At 55.2% G+C, this 19,045-nt stretch carries 14 protein-coding genes; 8 read left to right on the top strand and 6 right to left on the bottom strand.

What is annotated here, in order from left to right; translation table 11 throughout:
* Nucleotides 1-25 precede the first annotated feature (25 nt).
* From N512_RS0100175 to N512_RS0100155, 5 genes are all read right to left on the bottom strand, one after another.
* Complete coding sequence (locus tag N512_RS0100175) at nucleotides 26-2,566, bottom strand: glycogen/starch/alpha-glucan phosphorylase (RefSeq protein ID WP_028778995.1); 2,541 nt, start codon at nucleotides 2,564-2,566, stop codon at nucleotides 26-28.
* Entirely contained in the window at nucleotides 2,559-4,850 is a 2,292-nt protein-coding gene (glgX, locus tag N512_RS21850) for a glycogen debranching protein GlgX (RefSeq protein ID WP_051472566.1), read from the bottom strand. Before glgX ends, N512_RS0100175 begins: the two co-directional genes overlap by 8 nt.
* Nucleotides 4,850-7,069 (bottom strand): 1,4-alpha-glucan branching protein GlgB, encoded by a 2,220-nt coding sequence (gene glgB / locus N512_RS0100165; protein WP_051472595.1) that lies wholly within the window; start codon nucleotides 7,067-7,069, stop codon nucleotides 4,850-4,852. Before glgB ends, glgX begins: the two co-directional genes overlap by 1 nt.
* A 25-nt stretch (nucleotides 7,070-7,094) precedes the next feature.
* Nucleotides 7,095-9,359 carry a 4-alpha-glucanotransferase gene (malQ, locus tag N512_RS21845; RefSeq protein WP_051472565.1) on the bottom strand — a complete coding sequence of 755 codons (2,265 nt, stop codon included), beginning with the start codon at nucleotides 9,357-9,359 and terminating at the stop codon, nucleotides 7,095-7,097.
* A gap of 336 nt (nucleotides 9,360-9,695) precedes the next feature.
* Nucleotides 9,696-10,208, bottom strand: a complete 513-nt coding sequence (locus N512_RS0100155) for a MarR family winged helix-turn-helix transcriptional regulator (RefSeq protein ID WP_025011422.1) — start codon at nucleotides 10,206-10,208, stop codon at nucleotides 9,696-9,698.
* A gap of 271 nt (nucleotides 10,209-10,479) precedes the next feature.
* Here N512_RS0100155 and N512_RS0100150 point away from each other — a divergent pair, with 271 nt between their 5' ends.
* The 8 genes from N512_RS0100150 (at nucleotide 10,480) to N512_RS0100115 (ending at nucleotide 18,474) form a co-directional block, all read left to right on the top strand.
* A complete protein-coding gene (locus tag N512_RS0100150) occupies nucleotides 10,480-11,667 on the top strand; it encodes a KamA family radical SAM protein (RefSeq protein WP_051472564.1) in 1,188 nt (395 codons plus the stop codon).
* A gap of 3 nt (nucleotides 11,668-11,670) precedes the next feature.
* The gene (locus N512_RS0100145; protein WP_028778992.1) at nucleotides 11,671-13,125 is read left to right on the top strand and encodes a sodium:solute symporter family protein; all 1,455 of its coding nucleotides are present in this window, start codon (nucleotides 11,671-11,673) and stop codon (nucleotides 13,123-13,125) included.
* On the top strand, nucleotides 13,122-13,952 hold the full coding sequence (ablB, locus tag N512_RS0100140; RefSeq protein ID WP_028778991.1) for a putative beta-lysine N-acetyltransferase: 831 nt from the start codon (nucleotides 13,122-13,124) through the stop codon (nucleotides 13,950-13,952). Before N512_RS0100145 ends, ablB begins: the two co-directional genes overlap by 4 nt.
* Before the next feature lie 359 nt (nucleotides 13,953-14,311).
* Nucleotides 14,312-15,460, top strand: coding sequence for an L-threonine dehydrogenase (yiaY, locus tag N512_RS0100135; RefSeq protein WP_028778990.1), 1,149 nt, complete (start codon nucleotides 14,312-14,314; stop codon nucleotides 15,458-15,460).
* Nucleotides 15,461-15,786: 326 nt separating this feature from the next.
* Nucleotides 15,787-16,152 (top strand): hypothetical protein, encoded by a 366-nt coding sequence (locus tag N512_RS0100130; protein ID WP_025011417.1) that lies wholly within the window; start codon nucleotides 15,787-15,789, stop codon nucleotides 16,150-16,152.
* A 435-nt stretch (nucleotides 16,153-16,587) separates the two neighbouring features.
* Nucleotides 16,588-17,889, top strand: coding sequence for an NAD(P)/FAD-dependent oxidoreductase (locus N512_RS0100125; RefSeq protein WP_025889419.1), 1,302 nt, complete (start codon nucleotides 16,588-16,590; stop codon nucleotides 17,887-17,889).
* A gap of 100 nt (nucleotides 17,890-17,989) precedes the next feature.
* Complete coding sequence (locus N512_RS0100120) at nucleotides 17,990-18,226, top strand: hypothetical protein (RefSeq protein ID WP_025011415.1); 237 nt, start codon at nucleotides 17,990-17,992, stop codon at nucleotides 18,224-18,226.
* Nucleotides 18,223-18,474: a hypothetical protein gene (locus N512_RS0100115; RefSeq protein WP_028778989.1), complete on the top strand. Its 252-nt coding sequence runs from the start codon at nucleotides 18,223-18,225 to the stop codon at nucleotides 18,472-18,474. The genes N512_RS0100120 and N512_RS0100115 overlap by 4 nt, the downstream gene beginning before the upstream one ends.
* On the opposite strand, the gene N512_RS0100110 is transcribed toward N512_RS0100115, so the two are convergent.
* Nucleotides 18,471-18,989: a YgjV family protein gene (locus N512_RS0100110; RefSeq protein ID WP_028778988.1), complete on the bottom strand. Its 519-nt coding sequence runs from the start codon at nucleotides 18,987-18,989 to the stop codon at nucleotides 18,471-18,473. The genes N512_RS0100115 and N512_RS0100110 overlap by 4 nt on opposite strands.
* Nucleotides 18,990-19,045 lie beyond the last annotated feature (56 nt).

Genomic DNA, 19,045 nt, shown 5'->3' with positions numbered 1-19,045 from the left:
GCTCCCAATTAACAGAAAAAGGCGCTCACTGCGCGCCCCAGATATGGTCGCGATAACCGGCTATGGTGACATCGCTGGAGAAGCGGCCACTGACCGCGGTGTTGCGAATACTCATGGCGGTCCAGCGCTGAGGGTCCTGATAAGCCTTGGCGGCTTGCAGCTGGGCCAGACGGTAGGTTTCAAAGTCGGCCGCCAGCATCCAGGGATCTTGGGGCGACTCAATGGCGGCTATGATAGGGTCGAATATCCCCGGTTCCTGCAGATTAAAGTGACCACTTTTGAGCAGCGCCATTACGCCGCCGAGCGCCGCCGAGGACGCTATATATTGCGCCGGGCAGTAGTGCGCCTTGAGCTCCTCCACCGCTAGGGCATTGAGGCCAAACAGAAAGAAGTTGTCTTCACCTACCTCTTCGAGCATCTCGATATTGGCACCATCCAGAGTGCCTATGGTCAGGGCGCCATTCATCATGAACTTCATATTGCCTGTGCCCGAGGCTTCCTTGCCGGCGGTGGATATCTGCTCTGACAAATCCGTACCCGGGCAGATCACCTCCATGGCGCTGACGTTATAGTCGGGCAAAAAGGCAAACCTTAACCAGGGACTGACTCTGGGATCCTCATTGACCATATGAGCCACGTTGTTGGCCAGTTTGATCACCAGTTTCGCCATGGCATAACCGGGTGCCGCCTTGCCGCCAATCAAGACGCAGCGTGGCTGCATCCCCTGGGTATCGCCACTGACAATCCGCTGATAGAGATGGATCACATGCATGATATTCAGCAGTTGCCGCTTATATTCGTGGATCCTCTTAACCTGCACATCAAACATCATGGAGGGGTCGAAGTTCACCTGGCAGCGCTGCGCCACCAGCTCGGCCAGCGCCTGTTTATTGGCCTGCTTCACCTCGCGCCAGGCGGTAATAAATGGCTTGTCCGAGGTAAAGGCGTTGAGGGCCGTCAGGCATCTTAGGTCGCTCAGCCAATCCTGCCCCAGGCGGCTGCTGATGAGCGCGGCCAAACGGGGGTTACAGTGAGCCAGCCAGCGCCTGGGCGTCACACCATTGGTACGGTTGTTGAACTTATGCGGCCAGAGCTCGTAAAAGTCCCGAAACAGCCCTGTGGTCAACAGCCTTGAGTGCAGCGCCGCCACACCATTGACCGAAAAGCTGGCCACTATCGCCAGATAGGCCATACGGATATGGGGCTCATCCCCCTCTTCTATGATGGACATCTGCCGCAGACGTGACACATCGCCGGGCCAGTGATGCGCCACCAACTCCAGGTATCTGGCGTTGATTTCATAGATGATCTCCAGAATACGTGGCAGCATCTGGGCGAACATGCGCACCGGCCAGCGCTCCAGCGCCTCCGGCAACAAGGTGTGGTTGGTGTAGGCCATGCAGTGGCTGACTATGTCCCAGGCGGCTTGCCACTCCAGCTGATATTCGTCGATAAGCAGGCGCATCAACTCGGGAACCGCAATCGCCGGATGGGTATCATTGAGCTGCAGCACATGAAACTTGGCAAACTCACTGAAGTCCCGGCCTTTGTTGGCAACCCAGGTCGTCAACAGATCCTGCAAACTGGCAGAGGACAGGAAATACTGCTGCCGCAGCCGCAACTCTTTGCCGTTTTCACTGCTGTCATTGGGGTACAACACCATGGTGATCTGCTCGGCCAGATTCTTGGCCGCCACGGCTTCGGTGTAATCACCCTGGTTGAACTCGGCAAGGTCAAACTCATCCGTGGCCTCGGCCTTCCAAAGCCTCAGGGTGTTGACCCGGCCGTTGCGATAACCCGGCACCGGCATATCATAGGCAACCGCCAGTACATCCTGGGTATCCATCCAGGCCCTGTGCCGGCGGCCATCGCGGTCGACATGGCTCTGCACATGACCAAAGAAAGGCACGGTCACATTGTGCTGTGAGGCCCGCACTTCCCAGGGGTTGCCATCCCTGAGCCAGCGGTCCGGCTGCTCCTGCTGGTAACCATCGACTATCTGCTGAGCAAACATGCCGTACTCATAACGAATACCATAGCCAGTGACCGCCAGGCCGAGACTGGCGCAGCTGTCCATAAAGCAAGCCGCCAGCCGCCCGAGACCGCCGTTTCCCAGACCGGCGTCATGCTCTTGCTGTTGCAGGGTTTCAAGCGCTACCGCATAGCCTTGCAGCATCTCCCGACACTCGTCGGTCAGCTCCAGATTGAGCAAGGCGTTGCCCAGGCTTCGGCCCATCAAAAACTCCAGCGACAAATAAGCCACCTGTTTGCGCTGGTACAAAGCATCCTGGCTGCGACTGGCGCACCAATCGTCCAACAGCTGCTCTTTGACACTCAGGGCCAACGCCTGATAAAGCTCCTGTGGCCTGCGCTCATTGCGGTTAAGATCGTATCTCAGCTGTCTGGCAAAGGCCGCTGGCAGTGAATCACAGGGCTCGCAGTCTTGGTGCGCCAGATGGCCTGGGGCTTGTTGACTAGCGGGCGCGATTGGCGATGCGGCTTTTGATGCTGTTGTCGATTGGCTCTTACTGCGGCTCTTGACTCTATTCCTTGAAGTATCAGTCATGGCTGGCTCCTTTGGCTGAGGACGACAGATAACGGCCACCTGCGGCCAGCAGCTGAAAACTGCAGGCGGCAACGGCGAAAGATGAAGCTGTGGGATAGCAGGATTGCAGTTCATCCCGTCCGGCTTCGCTGGAAAGCAGCAGCTGCCACTGCTCACCGGCTCCCGGCGGCGGAGATGGCAGACAAAAATGGCTGTTGCTGTCACCGGCATGCAGCAGGATCAGCAGGGCTTCGGTCTGAAGTTTGTTTTCTCCTTGAGGGCTCATATTGGGCTGACGGCTCTCTGCCCGCTGAGGGCTCTTATTGAGCTGACGGCTCTGCATCAACTGCAAGCTACGGCACTGGACTTCGCCCCAATGGCCGGGTGTCATGGCCTCGCCGGAGGCAGCAAACCAAGCCAGGGCTCTGGGAGCCTGGAGGGCATCGGTGTGAACATAGTCATCGCTGTCATAAAAACCGCAATCCCGGCGGATATGGATAAGCCGGCGAACAAAGGCGCCAAGCGCAGTATCTTCCCTGTGCCAATCGAGCCAACCCAATGGGTTGTCCTGACAATAGGCGTTGTTGTTGCCGCTCTGGGAGTTGCCGAACTCATCGCCGGCCAGCAACATGGGCGTGCCCTGGGAGAGCAGTAAACTCGCCAGCAGATTACGGCTTTGGCGCGCCCTCAGGGCCAATATGGCGGCATCTTTGCTCTCGCCTTCCACGCCATGGTTGGCACTGAAGTTTTCGTGGTGTCCATCGCGGTTGTTTTCACCGTTGGCCTGATTGTGCCGCTCGCGATAACTCACCAAATCTCTCAGGGTGAATCCATCATGGCTGCAGATAAAGTTGATTGAACTTTGTGGGCCGCGCCCCGAGTGTTCAAACAGATCGCCGGAGCCGGAAAGGCGCCTGGCAAGCTCGGGCAAGAGCCCGGCATCACCGCGCCAGAAACGCCGCAGGGTATCGCGATATCTGTCGTTCCATTCGCCAAAGCGATTGGGGAACTGCCCCAACTGATAACCGCCCGGGCCTATGTCCCAGGGCTCGGCTATCAGCACACATTGCTGCAGTTCAGGGTCTTGCAGCAAGGCATCGAACAATCCGGCGCGATTGCTGAACCCCTGCGTCTCACGGCCAAGGCTGGTGGCCAGATCGAAACGAAAGCCATCCACCCCCATGATATCGACCCAGTAACGCAGCGAGTCCATCAGCAGCTGTACGACTCTTGGATGGCTGATATCCAGGCAGTTGCCACAGCCAGAGTCATTGATATAAAAACGCTTATCTGCCGGATGCAAACGGTAGTAGCTGAGATTGTCCAAGCCGCGAAAACTGACGGTCGGCCCCTGACGATTACCCTCGGCGCTGTGGTTAAAGACCACATCCAGCACGAGTTTGATACCGGCATCATGCAGGGCAGAGACCATCTGCTTGAATTCGCCAATGGCATCGTCAGAGGCCGAATATGCCCCATGGGGAGCGAAGAAACCTATGCTGTTATAACCCCAGTAATTGCTGAGCCCGCTATCCAGCAGAAAAGGCTCGGACAGAAAGGCGTGCACCGGCAGCAGTTCGACACAGGTGATCCCGAGCGACTTGAGATAAGCTATCGCCACCGGGTGCGCCAAACCGGCAAAGGTGCCGCGAAGCTCAGGGGGGATCCCGGCCATGGCGGCGGTGAAGCCCTTGAGGTGCATCTCGTAGATCACTTCATTACGCCATTGGCCGCCCGGTAAGCGCTTGCCGGTAAAGCGGGTATCGGCTACCACTTGGCATTTGGGCATGGCCCAGGCGTTGTCACAGGGTTCGGCCCATAAGTCATCACCTATTCCGGCACTGCCGGACTCCCGCTCCGGGGACCCTGGTACTGGGGATTCAGCATCCCCCGGATGGCAAACAGCGGCCAATGGCCGGCCCTGCTCATCGACTCTGGCATAGCCAAGTTGCCAGGGCCCATACTGCCAGCGACCACAAAAGGCTCTGGCGTAAGGGTCCAGCAGCAGCTTGGCCGGATTGAATCTGTGCCCTTCCTGAGGCTGATAAGGGCCATGCACCCGATAGCCATAGCAGAGTCCTTCACCGGCCCCCTGCAGCAAACCATGGAACACCTGTTGCGAGGACGGCATAAGCTCGAAACGGCCCGACTCTCGCCATTGGCCATTTTTGAATTCAAACAGGCACAGCTCTACCCGGGTTGCATGAGCCGAAAACAGCGCAAAATTCACCCCTTCCGGCTCGCCATTGGCTGCATGCACCAGAGTCGAGCCCAGAGGCCAGGGTTTGCCTGCAAGCATCTGCATCAGCCACGCTCCAAGGCGAAATAGACGCTCGCCAGTGGCGGCACCCGGATCAGCGCGCTATATGGCATGCCCTGCCAGGGGATCTCCTCGGCTTCTATGCCTCCGGCGTTGCCTTGATTACTGCCGCCGTAGAATGCGCTGTCGCTGTTGAGCAGCTCGCGGTAACGTCCGGGCTCTGGCAATCCCAGTCGATAGCCTTCCCTGACACAAGGGGTAAAGTTACAGATAACCAGCACCATGTTGCCGTCGGAATCGATACGCGTAAACGCCAGCAGGCTGTGCTGACTGTCGTTGCAGTCGAGCCAGCGAAACCCTTGCGGCTCGCCGTCACACTGCCACAATGACGGCTGCCGGCGGTAACAGAGGTTAAGATCCCGCACCCAATCGCTGAGCCCCTGATGAGACGGATACTGCAGCAGGTGCCAGTCGAGGCTGAAGTCATGTTGCCATTCGCGCCGCTGGCCAAACTCGCCGCCCATAAACAGCAGCTTTTTCCCCGGATGAGCCCACATAAAACCGTAAAAAGCCCGCAGTGTGGCAAACTTCTGCCAGTCATCGCCGGGGATCTTCTCCAACAAGGCGCGCTTGCCATGCACCACTTCATCGTGACTCAGCGACAAAATAAACTGCTCGGTATAGGCATAGATGAGGGAAAAAGTCAGTTGCCCATGGTGATAGCTGCGATGTACCGGCTCCTTGGTGAGATAATCCAAGGTGTCGTGCATCCAGCCCATATTCCATTTGAAGCCGAATCCCAAGCCGCCGGCAGCGACATCCCGGCTGACGCCATCCCAGGCGGTGGACTCTTCGGCAATCATGATGATCCCCGGGTACTCATGGTAGAGACGCGTATTGAGCTGCTGCAAAAAGGCTATCGCTTCCAAATTCTCACGGCCGCCATATTCGTTGGCCTGCCACTGGCCCTCTTCGCGGCTGTAATCCAGATAGAGCATGGAAGACACTGCATCGAGACGCAGGCCATCGAAGTGAAACTCCTCCAGCCAATAACAGGCATTGCTGAGCAGAAAACTCTGCACCTCTTTGCGGCCATAGTTGTAGATCAAGGTGTCCCAGTCGGGATGACGGCCACGGCGGGGATCTTCATGTTCGTACAAGCAAGTGCCATCAAAATGCGCCAGGCCGTGGGGGTCGGAAGGAAAGTGCGCCGCCACCCAGTCGAGCAGCACACCAATACCCGCCCTGTGGCAGGCATCCACCAGCAGTTTAAGCCCCTCGGGATCACCAAACCTATGACTGGGAGCATACAGCCCCACGGGTTGATAGCCCCAGGAACCGTCGAAGGGGTATTCACTCAGCGGCATAAATTCCACATGGGTAAAGCCGTGAGATTGCAGGTAAGGCACCAAGAGTTCGGCCACCTCTGCGTAGCTGAGAAAACCGCCTTCGCCGTTACGCCGCCAGGACCCCAGATGCAGCTCATAGATACTGACCGCCTGTCGGTGCCAGGTGCTTTGCGCCCTGGCGGCCATCCAATCACTGTCCTGCCATTGCCAATCACTGTCCGCCATCGGCACTATCGAGGCGTTGTGGGGCGCACCTTGCATCTGTCTGGCGCAGGGGTCGGCCTTTTCCAGCCAGCTGCCATCCTGGGTTTGCAGCAAAAATTTATAGTGCTCACCGCCCTGGACTTGCGGCAAAAACAGCTCCCAAAGACCTGAGGCCGGGTGGCGGCGCATACTGTGGCGACGTCTGTCCCAATGATTAAAATCCCCCAGCAAAGACACACTTTTGGCATTGGGAGCCCAAACACAAAAACGCACACCTTTTACGCCCTGGCACTCGAGCCAATTGGCACCGAGCAACTGCCAGCCCTTCAGCAGACTGCCTTCATTGAAGAGAAAACATGCCTGTTCATCGAGCGAAGCATCAAAGCGGTAAGGGTCGTCCAGCACCAGCTCCGCCTGGGGATAGCTGATGCGGAGCCTATAGTCGAAGGGTTTGACCCTGCGCCCCATAAAGCCACAGAACAGGGGCTCGGCGCCAACGACAGGGGTAAGCTCGGCCACCTTACGGCCGGTTTTCGCATCCAGCACCTCGACGGCGGCGGCGCCGGGCAGCACGGCGCGCAGTAGCAAGCGGCTGCGGCCATTTTGCTCGACCAGATGCATTCCGAGCCAGGCGAAGGGATCGCCATGGCGCCCTTCGGCCAAAGCGCAGGCAGCGGCAAAGTCCAGTTCAGGGACCAGGCTTTCCTGCATTGGCTCACTAAAGTGCGGCGCGGGTTCATTGGCGACGATTTGCTGTTTCATCTGCATCTCCTGTTGATTGAGCTCGAAGCCGCTCCGGCTCAGCGCTGCCACTTTGCTCGCGCACCCGGCGGATATCCCTGAGCAGGTTTTGCAGCAGCTCGGAATCATTGAGCCTTTCCACGGCCAACGAATAACGTCGGCGCCAGTTGGGATACTCAGTGCTGGTGCCCGGGATATTGACCGCCACCTTATCGCCGAGCAGATCTGTCAGCGGCAGGCTGAAAAGCGCACTGCACCCCGAGGCGACTGTGACGGCGAGGTTATGGATCAAGTTTTGGGTATAGGTGACAGAGTCCGGCGCAAGTGCAGCTTTTATCTTGTTATCAAAGGGATAAAATTGCGACAGCCAAACTTCAAGAGCCTGAATATCCCTGCGGCGGTCATCGCTTTCCCTTGCGTATTGTTCAGCACCCAGCAGGCCAAGTTCCCGCCTGAGCCTGAGATCTTCATCTTCCAGCCAGGCTTTTAGTGGCGGTACATCATGGTTGCTCAGCATCATGATGGCGTTTGGCTTGTAGTCATTTGGCGGCCGAAATCCACCAAAGTCAGGGAAATCCTGCTGCTCACGGCAAAAATAGAACAGCTCATTGGAGTACAGCCCGCCAAGCTTAAGCGGCGCTACGATTTGCGGCGGCACCAGCCCAAGGTCTTCGCCAATCACCAGGCAGCGGGCACGCTGGCTCTCCAGCAATAAAATCGCCAGCAGGGTATCGAAGGGGTAATAGACATAGGCGCCTTCAGGCTCGCCAGACTCAGTTTCGACTGCAGTTTCAATCTGGTTTTCGGCCTCGGCCGGCCACCACCAGAGACGAAACAGCGACATCACGTGATCTATCCGAATGGCACCACAGTGACGCATGTTGGTGCGCAGCAACTCAATAAAGTGGCTAAAATCCGCCTGCTTGAGACCGACGGGGTCCAGAGGCGTCAGCCCCCAGTTCTGCCCCTGGGGCGCAAAGGCATCCGGCGGCGCCCCTATGCTGGCACCTTGGCAAAACTGACTCTGATGCTGACTCACCTCAGTGCCGCAGCCAACTGTGCCGACAGCCAGATCCCGGATAAGGCCGATACTCATGCCGGCTTCTATGGCGCGGGATTGACACAAGGCCAACTGCTCTTCGGCAACAAACTGCAGATAGAGATAAAAGCCGGCATCTGCGGGCCAGTCTCCGGTGGCGAAACTTGCCTGCTCCCGGGCATAGTGCTGCAGCGCCAGTCCCTCCCGGCGCACAAAGCCTTGGTAGCCCTGGCGCCTGGGAGCATCCTTGGGCAAAGCGTTGAAACGCTGCCACATTGCTTTGAGGCGGGCACACTTATCACGGCTGACAGCGGCATAGTCCAGCCAGGGGCTGAAGGCCGTTTGCTCGGCAAAAGATTCAGCATCACAGTTTTTTGCCATCCCTTCGGCGCAGAGCGGCGGCGAGATATACAATGGGTGCAGGCGGCGTCTGTCTATTGGGCTGTAGGGACTTGGGGAGGCATCCTCAGTGAGCGCCAGCGCATGCAGGGGGTTGAGCAGGATAAAGTCCAGCCCCTTGGGGGCCAGTTGGGTTATCAGCTTCAGCAGGGCTCCAAAGTCGCCCATTGCCTCAGGGCCGGGAGTATCCTCCTGCCAGAGCGAAAACAGCTGCACGCTGACGCCCCAGGGCCTGCGATGAGGCTCGTTTTGCCGCGCCGTATTTTTTTGCAGTACGCCTTGGAAGGCCTGCCTTGGCGTCACCATCAAGGTGCCCGCAGCAAGCAGCCTCTCATCGCCCTCACGCTCAATGATAGATAAAGACACCCTGTGGTAGCCAAGTCCGGGGGCGATGCCACAGTTGCCGGAAACCTCGTCCAGTTTAAGCTCGTGCTCAAGATAGCAGCGCTCACCGATACGATAATCGCCGCGCACCGGGCAGTCTGCCGCTGAAAAGCTGACAACAAACTCCTCACCCAGTTCACTCGTCAGCGTCAGCTGCAGCGCCTTGGATGGCAAAGACTGCGCCTCGAGTCTGAACCTCAGACCGAGACTGTCGAGATAGCACCACTGAAATGAAGGCAACAGCTGCTGCCAGGGTTCGGCATCGAGCTGATAGACCCGCCGCTCAATCCAAAGCTCGCTCGCCTCTTCGGGTATAGGGCCACACATGGCGCTGAGGATCTGTTTGCGTGTGCCGGCCGATGTAGGGCAAAAACGCCCATAGCTGTCGCTGAAGCCGTCCCCTATCCCTTGCAGATACAGCAACTTCTCCAGTCCCATCTCAGCACTCCACGCCAATCACCTTAAGTTCCCTGTGAGCAGATAGCATGCCAGGGCAAAATAACAGCAATAAGACAGAGGTGTGTCAGCCAAGTGACAAGTATTTAATATTTTAATTCAGTAGCTTGTGAAAGTTCACCCTGATGCTGGGCGAGCGTCTCTCAAAAGGCATCAAAAGTAAATGAGTTGCACCAATGACTCAAGACTGTGCAATATTTCACCAATTGAGTGCAAGACATCGCCGACAAAAGCCGGGATTGGCAACAAGGGGAAACTGGGTTCAGACAGAAATCAATCTTGGGGTCGCTGATGGCGACCCGCTTGAAAGAGGAAAACTCAGCTCTTGGTTTGCTTTGGGGTCACAGCTTCCGGCTCATCGCTCGGCTGAATTTGTCCCACCAACAGCATGGGGGCGGCATCCAGCTCTTCGGCATCCATCATGGTGGCAATCCGCTCCACGGCCGACAAGAGCTGGCTCTGCTCCCAGGCCTCCAACGCCTGATAGCGCTTGATAAAGTGCTCCTGCAGCGGTTTGGGCGCCTGTGCCAGCAAGGCAGCACCGGACTCACTCAGCAACAGGTGTACCTTGCGCTTATCGGTTTGGCTGCGCTGGCGTATAACCAAGCCCTTGGCTTCCAGACGGTCGATGATAGTGGTGACTGTGGCAGGACTCAGATTGATCTCGGTCGCCACCTGTTTGGCGAGCGGCGATCCCATGGAAGCGATTTTCTGCATCACCATAAGCTGCGGTCCGGTGAGGCCCGAGTGCTTACTGAGCTGCCTGGAATGCAGGTCGATGGCGCGGATCACTTTGCGCAGCGAGATTAATAACTGCTCATACTTTTCCATGAATACTTCCCACTCACACTGGTTCGAAAAGGGCCACTGAAATCACCAATAGCCGAAAGGCGCCAGCTTATCAGAAAAGCTCTGCAAACTCATAGCCCATCGACTCAATAGCTGAGTTTTCAAAAATACCACCGCCGACAAATGCAACTTCAGATCAACAAATTGCTCATCTTTTGTTGATACAAAAACCTCATAGTGCAATCATTAGATAGCTAACGATTAGAGCTCAAATTAATTATTGAGTATTAATTATCAGAAAAGGACTATCCCCATGTCGGCCACCAGCCTGAAGTACAAGAGCGAAGAAAATCCTATTCCACTGAAAGTCATCACGGAGAAGCGGCCATTTTCCAGCCATCAGGCGCTGATGCAGTTTGATGTTGCCAATCACTCTTGGCGGGAAACCCTGTCACTGAGCTTTAAGAATGACAAACAACTGTCCCAGGTATTCAATAATATTCGCGCGGTCGATGACCAAGTTTATGAAGTGATTGCCGCCAGGATCACCCCCTATATAGCCCAGCTGATGGACAAAGATGATCCCAACTGCCCGATTCGGTTGCAGTATGTTCCTGAGCAGGATGAGTTGGAGGTCGCCCCCCATGAAATGGGCGATCAATTGGCGGAAGATGACATGATGCCAGAAGGCACCTCGATAGTGCACAGGTATCCCAATCGGGTGTTGTTCCTGGTACACAACATCTGCGGCTCCTATTGCCGCCACTGCACCCGCAAACGCATGGTGTCCGATCCGCTCAACGTGATCTCCATGGACAGGATCCGTCGCTCGGTGGAGTATCTGCGCCAATATACAGAAGTGCAGGACGTGCTCCTGTCGGGCGGCGATCCTTTGCTGCTCACAGATGACAAGCTGGATGAAATTCTGTCGATGATCCGAGAGGCCAGACCGGATCTGAAAATACTGCGTATCGGCAGCCGTTTATTGGCGCAGCTTCCCACCCGGGTCACGCCCGAGCTGTGCCGGGTACTGAAGCGTAACCGAGTCACACTGATCAACACCCAAGTGAACCACCCCAGAGAAATCACCCCCTTATTCAGCAAACATATCGCCATGCTCAGGGAAACCGGCATCATGCTCGGTAACCAGAGCGTACTGATCAAAGGCGTCAACGACAGCATAGACACTATGCAGGAACTGGTGATGGAGTTGGTATCTATAGGCATACGTCCCTATTACGTCTATGCCATGGATCCGGCGCCGGGCAACAGCAAGTTTCAGGTCAGTTATCAGCGAATGCTGAAAATCTATCATGGCATCCGCGGCTGGGTATCCGGCCCGGCAATTCCCACCTTTATCGTCGATGGCGTCGGCGGTCTGGGTAAAATGCCGGTGCAGCCGGAATATGTCAGCAGGCAAACAGGCCCGGAAGGCGAGCGCCTGATAGCCACCAACTTTGAGGGGCGCAGTGCCGACGTATCATTCCTGCTACAGGAGTGATCCATGCACCCTTTGGATTATGGGATTTTCCTGGCGTACCTCGTAGGTTTACTGGGGTTTGGTTACTTCCACTTCAAACGCCACAGTGACGGCGATGACTACTATCTCGGTGGCCGCAATATCAAAGCCAGGCACGTAGGCTTTTCCATTGCCGCCACGGATGTGGGCGGCGGATTTTCCATAGGTCTTGCCGGTCTCGGCTTCAGTATGGGACTGGCGGGCAGTTGGCTGCTGTTTACCGGTTTGCTGGGGGCCTGGTTATCTGCTGTGTTTGTTATTCCCAGGGTCAAACGTCTGGAGCAGGGCGAGCGCTTTTATACCTATCCGGATCTGCTCAAGCACAGATTCGGGGCCAGAGTCGCCATGTTGGCCGCCTTGATCTCCTGTATCGGTTATCTGGGGTTTACCGGCGCGCAGATCCTCGCCGGTGCCAAACTGGCGGCCGCCACTCTGCTGCCCAAGGGCTTCGATGCCTTGCCGCCGCTGCAGTTGGCGCTCTGGGTCATAGGCGGAACCACCATACTTTACACTGTATTTGGGGGTCTCAAAGCGGTTATCTATACCGACAGCGTCCAGTGGCTCATTTTATTGCTGGGCTTGATTGGCTTTACCCTGCCCTACGCCCTGGTCGAGGTCGGTGGCTGGCAGGGGTTGAGCCGCAATCTGCCGCCGTCCCATATGTCACTGACCGCTATAGATCCCATCACGGCCATCAATTGGCTACTCACCATCACACCCGTGTGGCTGATTGCCATGACTCTCTATCAGCGAATGTTTGCCTGTAAAGATAGCGCCACCGCCAAGCGCGCCTGGTATCTGGCCGGGGTGCTTGAATATCCCCTGATGGCGATATCCGGCGTTTTACTGGGGATGTGCGCCAGAGTCATGTTGCCACATATGGACAGTGAAATGGCGGTGCCGGCGATGATCCGCGATCTCTTGCCAATGGGCTTTACCGGGCTGATTATCGCGGCATATTTTTCCGCGATCATGTCCACCGCAGACAGTTGCCTGATGGCAGCATCCGGCAACCTGACCCAAGATCTGCTCGGGCTGGATCCCAGAGGGAACAACACCCTGAGACTGTCGATGATTGCCACTCTATTGCTGGGGCTGGTAGCCATCTATCTCGCCAGTCAGGCCAGGCAGGTATTGGATGCCATTCTCTATGCTTATGCCTTTATGGTTTCCGGGCTGTTTGTCCCGACTCTGGCGGCGCTGTTTTGGCCCAGAGTCAGCTCCACGGCGGCACTTTGCGCCATGCTGGGAGGTGGCCTCACGGCGCTGGCGCTACTGACAGAGCTGCTCAAGCTGCCGAATGGCTTGGCTAAACTCGGTCTGGATCCCAGTATCTATGGCATTTTGGTCTCCGCCGGTCTATTGGTGCTGGTCAACATCATTCACCAACCAGATCCCAAGCCCCGGCTCACCTCGCATCAGGACAGTTCACACTCATGACCCAAGCTCAATTTGATCAACAACTCAACTTACTCGGCGCCCACATTCAGCATGGCCCGGCCAATGATCGCATCTATCTGATCTCCCTTGGTAATGCCGAACCCGGGCCTTTACTGGATGCACTGAGAGCCCTGGCGCTGCAACATGGCTACGGCAAAATCATCGCCAAGCTACCTGAGCATAAGGCCGGTCTGTTTTTGGCATATGGTTTCAGCGAAGAAGCCAGGATCCCCAATTTTTATCAAGGCCAGGACGCCGTATTTCTCGCCCGCTACCAAGACAAAACCAGGCAGTTTCGCACCATGCCGGAGTTGGATACCCTGCTGGAGCGCGCCAGGGCGGATATCAAGCCTGAATTCCATTCAGCGGCCGAGGTCAGTCGCTGCCGCGAAGAGGACCTGCCACAGATGGCCAGGCTCTATAGCGAAGTGTTTCCCAGCTACCCCTTCCCCATTGAAGATCCGGAATTTTTGCGGCAAAACATGGCCAGTGACGTCGACTACTTTGGGATCCGCCAACAAGGGCGACTGATAGCCCTGGCTTCTGCCGAAAAGGATCCCAAGAGTCTCAGTGCAGAGATGACAGACTTCGCCACTCTGCCACAGGCCCGCGGACAAGGCTGCGCCAGAACCTTGCTGGCACATATGGAACAAGCAATATTCCACCAGGGCTACCGAACCGCCTATACCATAGCCAGAGCCGTTTCCGTTGGTATGAACCGCACCTTTGCCGCGGCAGATTACCGCTATGGCGGCCGTCTGCATCTCAATACCCAAATAGGCGGTCAGATAGAGAGCATGAACCTCTGGCATAAATCAATCGCTTAAATTTCGTTCAACCCAAAATGTAAACCTGACTTCCCAATATCCCGATATTACTGGCAAGCATAAGGTGCAATTCCCCGCCCCATCCGCGAGAATTCCATGCTTTCGGCTAATGGCCCTACAAGTATTAAGGGGTAATATGGTGGCCGTGGGAGCCGCTGCCATCATGGAAAGAAAGGCGTTATCTGCATCTGTGTCATAAAAACAGCTTTTATGTCACTTAGTTTCAACTTTCTCTTAATTTTCCTTCTTTTCGGCGCAGTTCTTGGCGCTGTCTCACACTTTTTGGTCGGATGAGTTGGTAATTTGACATCAAGAGAGAGATACAGATTTCATTTTCAACAGCATATATAGGTGAACTTATGGCTGCTAAATTCTTTATCCCTTCAGTAAACGTCCTGGGTCAGGGCGCTGTAGACGATGCTATCGGTGATATCCAAACTCTGGGATTCAAACGGGCATTGATAGTGACAGACAAACCTCTGGTCAGCATAGGTCTGGTGGGACAGATCGCCGAAAAGCTAGGTCAGGCAGGCATTACCGCCACTGTATTCGATGGCGTTCAACCCAACCCAACCGTTGGTAACGTGGAAGCGGGCCTTGAGTTACTGCGCGCCAACGACTGTGACTTCGTGATCTCCCTGGGCGGCGGTTCACCACACGATTGCGCCAAGGGTATTGCCCTGGTTGCAGCCAATGGTGGCTCCATCAAAGATTACGAAGGCCTGGATCAGTCCACCAAGCCCCAATTGCCGCTGGTGGCTATCAACACAACCGCCGGTACCGCCAGTGAAATGACCCGCTTCTGCATCATCACAGATGAAAGCCGTCATATAAAGATGGCCATTGTCGACAAGCACACAACCCCCATCATCTCGGTCAACGACCCTGAGCTGATGCTGAAAAAACCTGCCAGCCTGACAGCGGCAACCGGTATGGATGCCCTGACTCACGCGGTAGAAGCCTATGTTTCCATCGCCGCCAATCCAATTACTGATGCCTGCGCCATCAAGGCTATTGAGCTTATTCATGCCAACCTGATCAATGCGGTAGAGCATGGTGACAATATCCAGGCCCGTGAACAGATGGCATACGCCCAGTTCCTCGCCGGTATGGCATTCAACAACGCCAGCCTGGGTTACGTACATGCCATGGCGCACCAGTTGGGTGGTTTCTACGATCTGCCCCATGGCGTTTGTAACGCACTCTTGCTGCCTTATGTGCAGGAATACAATGCTCAGGTCGCGGCTCCAAGACTGAAAGATGTTGCCAAAGCCATGGGTGTTGATGTCAGTGCCATGAGCGATGAACAGGGTGCTGCGGCAGCCATCAAGGCGATTAAAGAATTGGCTACGGCAGTAAAAATCCCTGAAAACCTGACAAAAATTGGAGTAAAAGCCGAAGATATTCCTGTGCTTGCAGAGAATGCTCTGAAAGACGCCTGCGGCTTTACCAACCCCAAACAGGCGACTCACGAGGAAATTTGCCAAATTTTCACTAACGCACTTTGATACATGTGTAATATAATTTCACAGTCTGCTTTTTCCCTGCAATGAGAAAGCTGTACAAGAGGCCCGCTCACCGAGCGGGCCTCTTCTCTTTCAGTTACCACTCGCTTCAAGCTTCCAAGCCCATCAGCTCAGCATTTCAACGGTTATTCGGCAACAGCTAAATTTTGAGATCTGTCCCCGGTTTATTTCTGTCGAATACAGGCTAAATGAGATTAAGAGCAACAAGCAATAAGGAGTACACCCCGCGTTTGTAACCCTTGTCACAGTGGCCGATTGTTAGTTCAGCCCCTATGATAAATTCAGGAATCAACCAGGCAGGATACCTTATGACAGCCATTACCCAGATAATCAATTACACAGTTCGTTGCCCCCATTATCAGGATCAGAGCGCCGAAGCGACATGGCGCAATCACATCGAAATCAATCACTCGGCAGAAATCGCCCTCGACAGACTCAGTAAGTGGCATGCTCACTCTGGTAACAGGGTATTTTGTTTTCAGAACATAGTAGTGCGTAAGGCTGAAAAGGAGGAGGCTTACTTCGCCATGATCAGCGAGAGATTAAAACCCAGCGGCCATGCCCTGGTCACGCTCAAAGTTTTTATGGACAAGTGCACCAAAGACACCTCTGTCGAAGAGATAGTGGAGCACATATATCAAGACTGTCAGGCTCGCCTGGAAAGCCTTGGTTGAACCGCCCTGGAGCTGATTCCCCCTGAGTCAATCAAGCTTCCATAGGCAATGCTCTCAATTGGCCGTATCCTTGTCATCTACTGGTAAAGATACGGCCAAACAAGCGCCAGTTCACAGATTTACTACGGACAACGGCGATAGATCACAGTTATTCAATTCATTCCGGCACAAATCCGATAGATAATATCATTTCTGAGAAAATCATTTCCTTATTTTTCAAAAGCTAATAAAATAAAACTCAAACTTACCCCAGATATAAACCATTTTTAGGCCAATTGTTGGCAAACCCTGCCACTGCTAGACTTTCCACCGCGGGCCAAAGTCTAAAGATCTCAATCATTCAGGCCTTGCGGGGTTGATGCAAATCAGGGCGACCGAGTTCGCCTGCCGGAATAACAGAATTTGTTTTTAAATCTGCAACAGGAAAGCCATTAAATGCACGAGTTAGCCAATATCGTCATCGTCGGCGGCGGCGCCGGTGGTATGGAGATCGCCACCAAACTGGGCCATAAACTGGGCCGCAAAGCCAAGGCCAGAGTCACGCTTATCGATGTCGCCGACAGTCATGTCTGGAAACCCCTGCTCCATGAGGTCGCCACAGGCGCATTGGATGTCGGGGTTGATGCCATCAGTTACCGCAGTCACGCAGCCGCTCACGGCTATCACTTTCAGCAAGGCGCCATGACGGACATAGACCGCAAAGCCAAGCAAGTGATACTGGCTCCCATTTGTGATGACAAAGGTGAAGAACTGTTGCCATCACGGCGCATCGACTATGACTATCTGGTGGTTGCCATCGGCAGTATCGCCAACGACTTCAATATTCCCGGGGTGCGGGAACACTGCGTCTTCCTCGACAACACAGAGCAGGCCATGGCCATCCGCCAGCGCTTGTTGAACAAGTTTATGCGTTATGCCAGCCATCAACAGTTGGATGAGAAGATCAAAATCGCCGTCGTCGGCGCCGGTGCCACCGGGGTGGAGATGTCGGCCGAAATGCATCACGCAGTGGATCAGCTCAAGGGCTTTGGCTACAAGATAGATACCAGCCTGTTGGAAGTCACCCTGATTGAGGCCGACAAACGAATACTGCCCAAGGTGGAAAAGGAAGAGATCTCGGCCGCAGTCGCCAGAGAGCTGAGCACTCTGGGAGTCCGGGTGATGACCAATACCCGTATTACCCAGGTGACGGCCAAGGCGCTGACTACCAGTGAAGGCGAAGAGATCCCGAGCGATATGGTGATCTGGTCCACCGGGGTCAAGGCGCCTGAGTTTCTCCACGGCATTGGCGGACTGGAAAGCAATCATATCCATCAGCTGCTGGTCAAACCCAATGCCCAAACCACGCTGGATGAGCATATCTTTGCCATTGGAGACTGTGCCGCTTGTCCGCAGCCGGACGGCAGCTGGGTGCCGCCAAGGGGCCAGGCCGCCAGGCAGATGGCCTTGATGACAGCGGATAACATCATAGCCATGCTCAGCGGCAAGACTCCCTCGAAAGAGTACCTTTACAAGGATCTCGGTTCACTGGTGAACCTGTCACGCTTCCACACAGTCGGCAACCTGATGTCTTTCATTGGCGGAGGCGTCATGGTCGAAGGCAAGATAGCCAGATTTGTTTATACCTCTCTCTATCGCCGCCATTTGATAGAGCTGCACGGTGTGGTCAAGGGCACCCTGCTGATGTTTGCCAAGGGGATAACCCGGATAATCCATCCCCATCTCAAGCTGCATTGATAAAGGGGGCGCCAGGCGCCCCTCTTTTATTTGCCACGCCGGCAAGGCTATAATCGCTGCAGACTTATTTACCCGTAACAGACGAATTCAGATACTGCCTATGACAGCTCAATCCGCCGACTTTTCCAATATCAACCAAAGCAGCGCCCAGTCCTTCAAGGCGCAGAAGAATCTGATCAAACAACTGCTGGCCGGTAAAAAAGTGCCCTGCCCTAAATGCCAACAAGCCTTGAGTGCCACCCTGCCACCGGCAAAATCCACCTCAGAGCTTGCCAGCATCCGCTGCCCCAAGGGCTGCACTGATATTGAGCTGGAAACCGAACTGCCGGGCAAGTGAGTAAGCCCAATAAAAAAGGACCGCAACAGACGGTGGAAATCATCTGCTGCGGCTGCAAGGCAAAACTGTTCAAATATCGAAAGGGCGGCAAAGGCGCCTTGGTTAAATGTTTTGTCGAACGGATCCTGACAGATCATACGCAAACGCCCTGTACCTGCCCCGGCTGCGGCCAGGTCTTCGCCCGTCAGGCACTGATCCGCGGCGTGCCTGCATTCAAGATTATCGGTGGCAAGGCGCGCATGAATTAGCCCCCTTGTACGGGCGCCGAGCCTTTGCGGCGCAGATAGAAACGGTAGTATCCCAACAGATTGCTGCCGATAAACACAGACTCCATCAATACCGCCATCGGCGAACCCAACAGGATGTTATTCAGCAGCCAGCAACCGCTGCCGATGAACATCAGCTCCCTTAATCGTTTGTCATCACGGCAAAAGGCCGCCCTGGTCTGCAACAAACTGCCGGCCAGACTCAAAAGATCGAGCCATTGATTGAAACTCAGGGCCACGGCCGTGACCGAAGCGGCCATAAACAGCCACATCAGACGTCTGTCGACGGTGAAGATACTGACAAAGAATCTGACACTGGCAACCAACATTAAAATGGCCGGGCTCCAGTGGTTGAGCAAGATAAAATGCGCCGAGATCAACAGGCCCGACACCACCAGACAAGCGAGCACGGCGCGCCTGTGCCTGCACTGGAATGACAAAAGATCGCTGAACAGCGCCAGAGTGACCAACAGCTGTGAAATAACAAAAATGGACAACACAGTATCCCGGAAGATTGAAACCGACCGCTATTGTGCTGTGCCATTGAGGCGAT

Origin of the sequence: Shewanella sp. 38A_GOM-205m, assembly GCF_000518445.1 — a bacterium.
In the GTDB taxonomy this organism is placed as follows: domain Bacteria; phylum Pseudomonadota; class Gammaproteobacteria; order Enterobacterales; family Shewanellaceae; genus Shewanella; species Shewanella algae.
The sequence above is the reverse complement of the archived record's forward strand: the minus strand, read 5'-3'. Positions and strand labels throughout refer to the sequence as shown.

Bases quoted from the DNA above. Each gene is read 5' to 3' on its own strand.
- N512_RS0100145 (WP_028778992.1), top strand. From the start codon at position 11,671: ATGCACCCTTTGGATTATGGGATTTTCCTGGCGTACCTCGTAGGTTTA.
- yiaY (WP_028778990.1), top strand. From the start codon at position 14,312: ATGGCTGCTAAATTCTTTATCCCTTCAGTAAACGTCCTGGGTCAGGGC.
- N512_RS0100155 (WP_025011422.1), bottom strand. From the start codon at position 10,208: ATGGAAAAGTATGAGCAGTTATTAATCTCGCTGCGCAAAGTGATCCGC.
- N512_RS0100150 (WP_051472564.1), top strand. From the start codon at position 10,480: ATGTCGGCCACCAGCCTGAAGTACAAGAGCGAAGAAAATCCTATTCCA.
- N512_RS0100175 (WP_028778995.1), bottom strand. From the start codon at position 2,566: ATGACTGATACTTCAAGGAATAGAGTCAAGAGCCGCAGTAAGAGCCAA.
- N512_RS0100120 (WP_025011415.1), top strand. From the start codon at position 17,990: ATGACAGCTCAATCCGCCGACTTTTCCAATATCAACCAAAGCAGCGCC.
- N512_RS0100130 (WP_025011417.1), top strand. From the start codon at position 15,787: ATGACAGCCATTACCCAGATAATCAATTACACAGTTCGTTGCCCCCAT.
- glgB (WP_051472595.1), bottom strand. From the start codon at position 7,069: ATGCAGGAAAGCCTGGTCCCTGAACTGGACTTTGCCGCTGCCTGCGCT.
- malQ (WP_051472565.1), bottom strand. From the start codon at position 9,359: ATGGGACTGGAGAAGTTGCTGTATCTGCAAGGGATAGGGGACGGCTTC.
- N512_RS0100125 (WP_025889419.1), top strand. From the start codon at position 16,588: ATGCACGAGTTAGCCAATATCGTCATCGTCGGCGGCGGCGCCGGTGGT.
- glgX (WP_051472566.1), bottom strand. From the start codon at position 4,850: ATGCAGATGCTTGCAGGCAAACCCTGGCCTCTGGGCTCGACTCTGGTG.
- ablB (WP_028778991.1), top strand. From the start codon at position 13,122: ATGACCCAAGCTCAATTTGATCAACAACTCAACTTACTCGGCGCCCAC.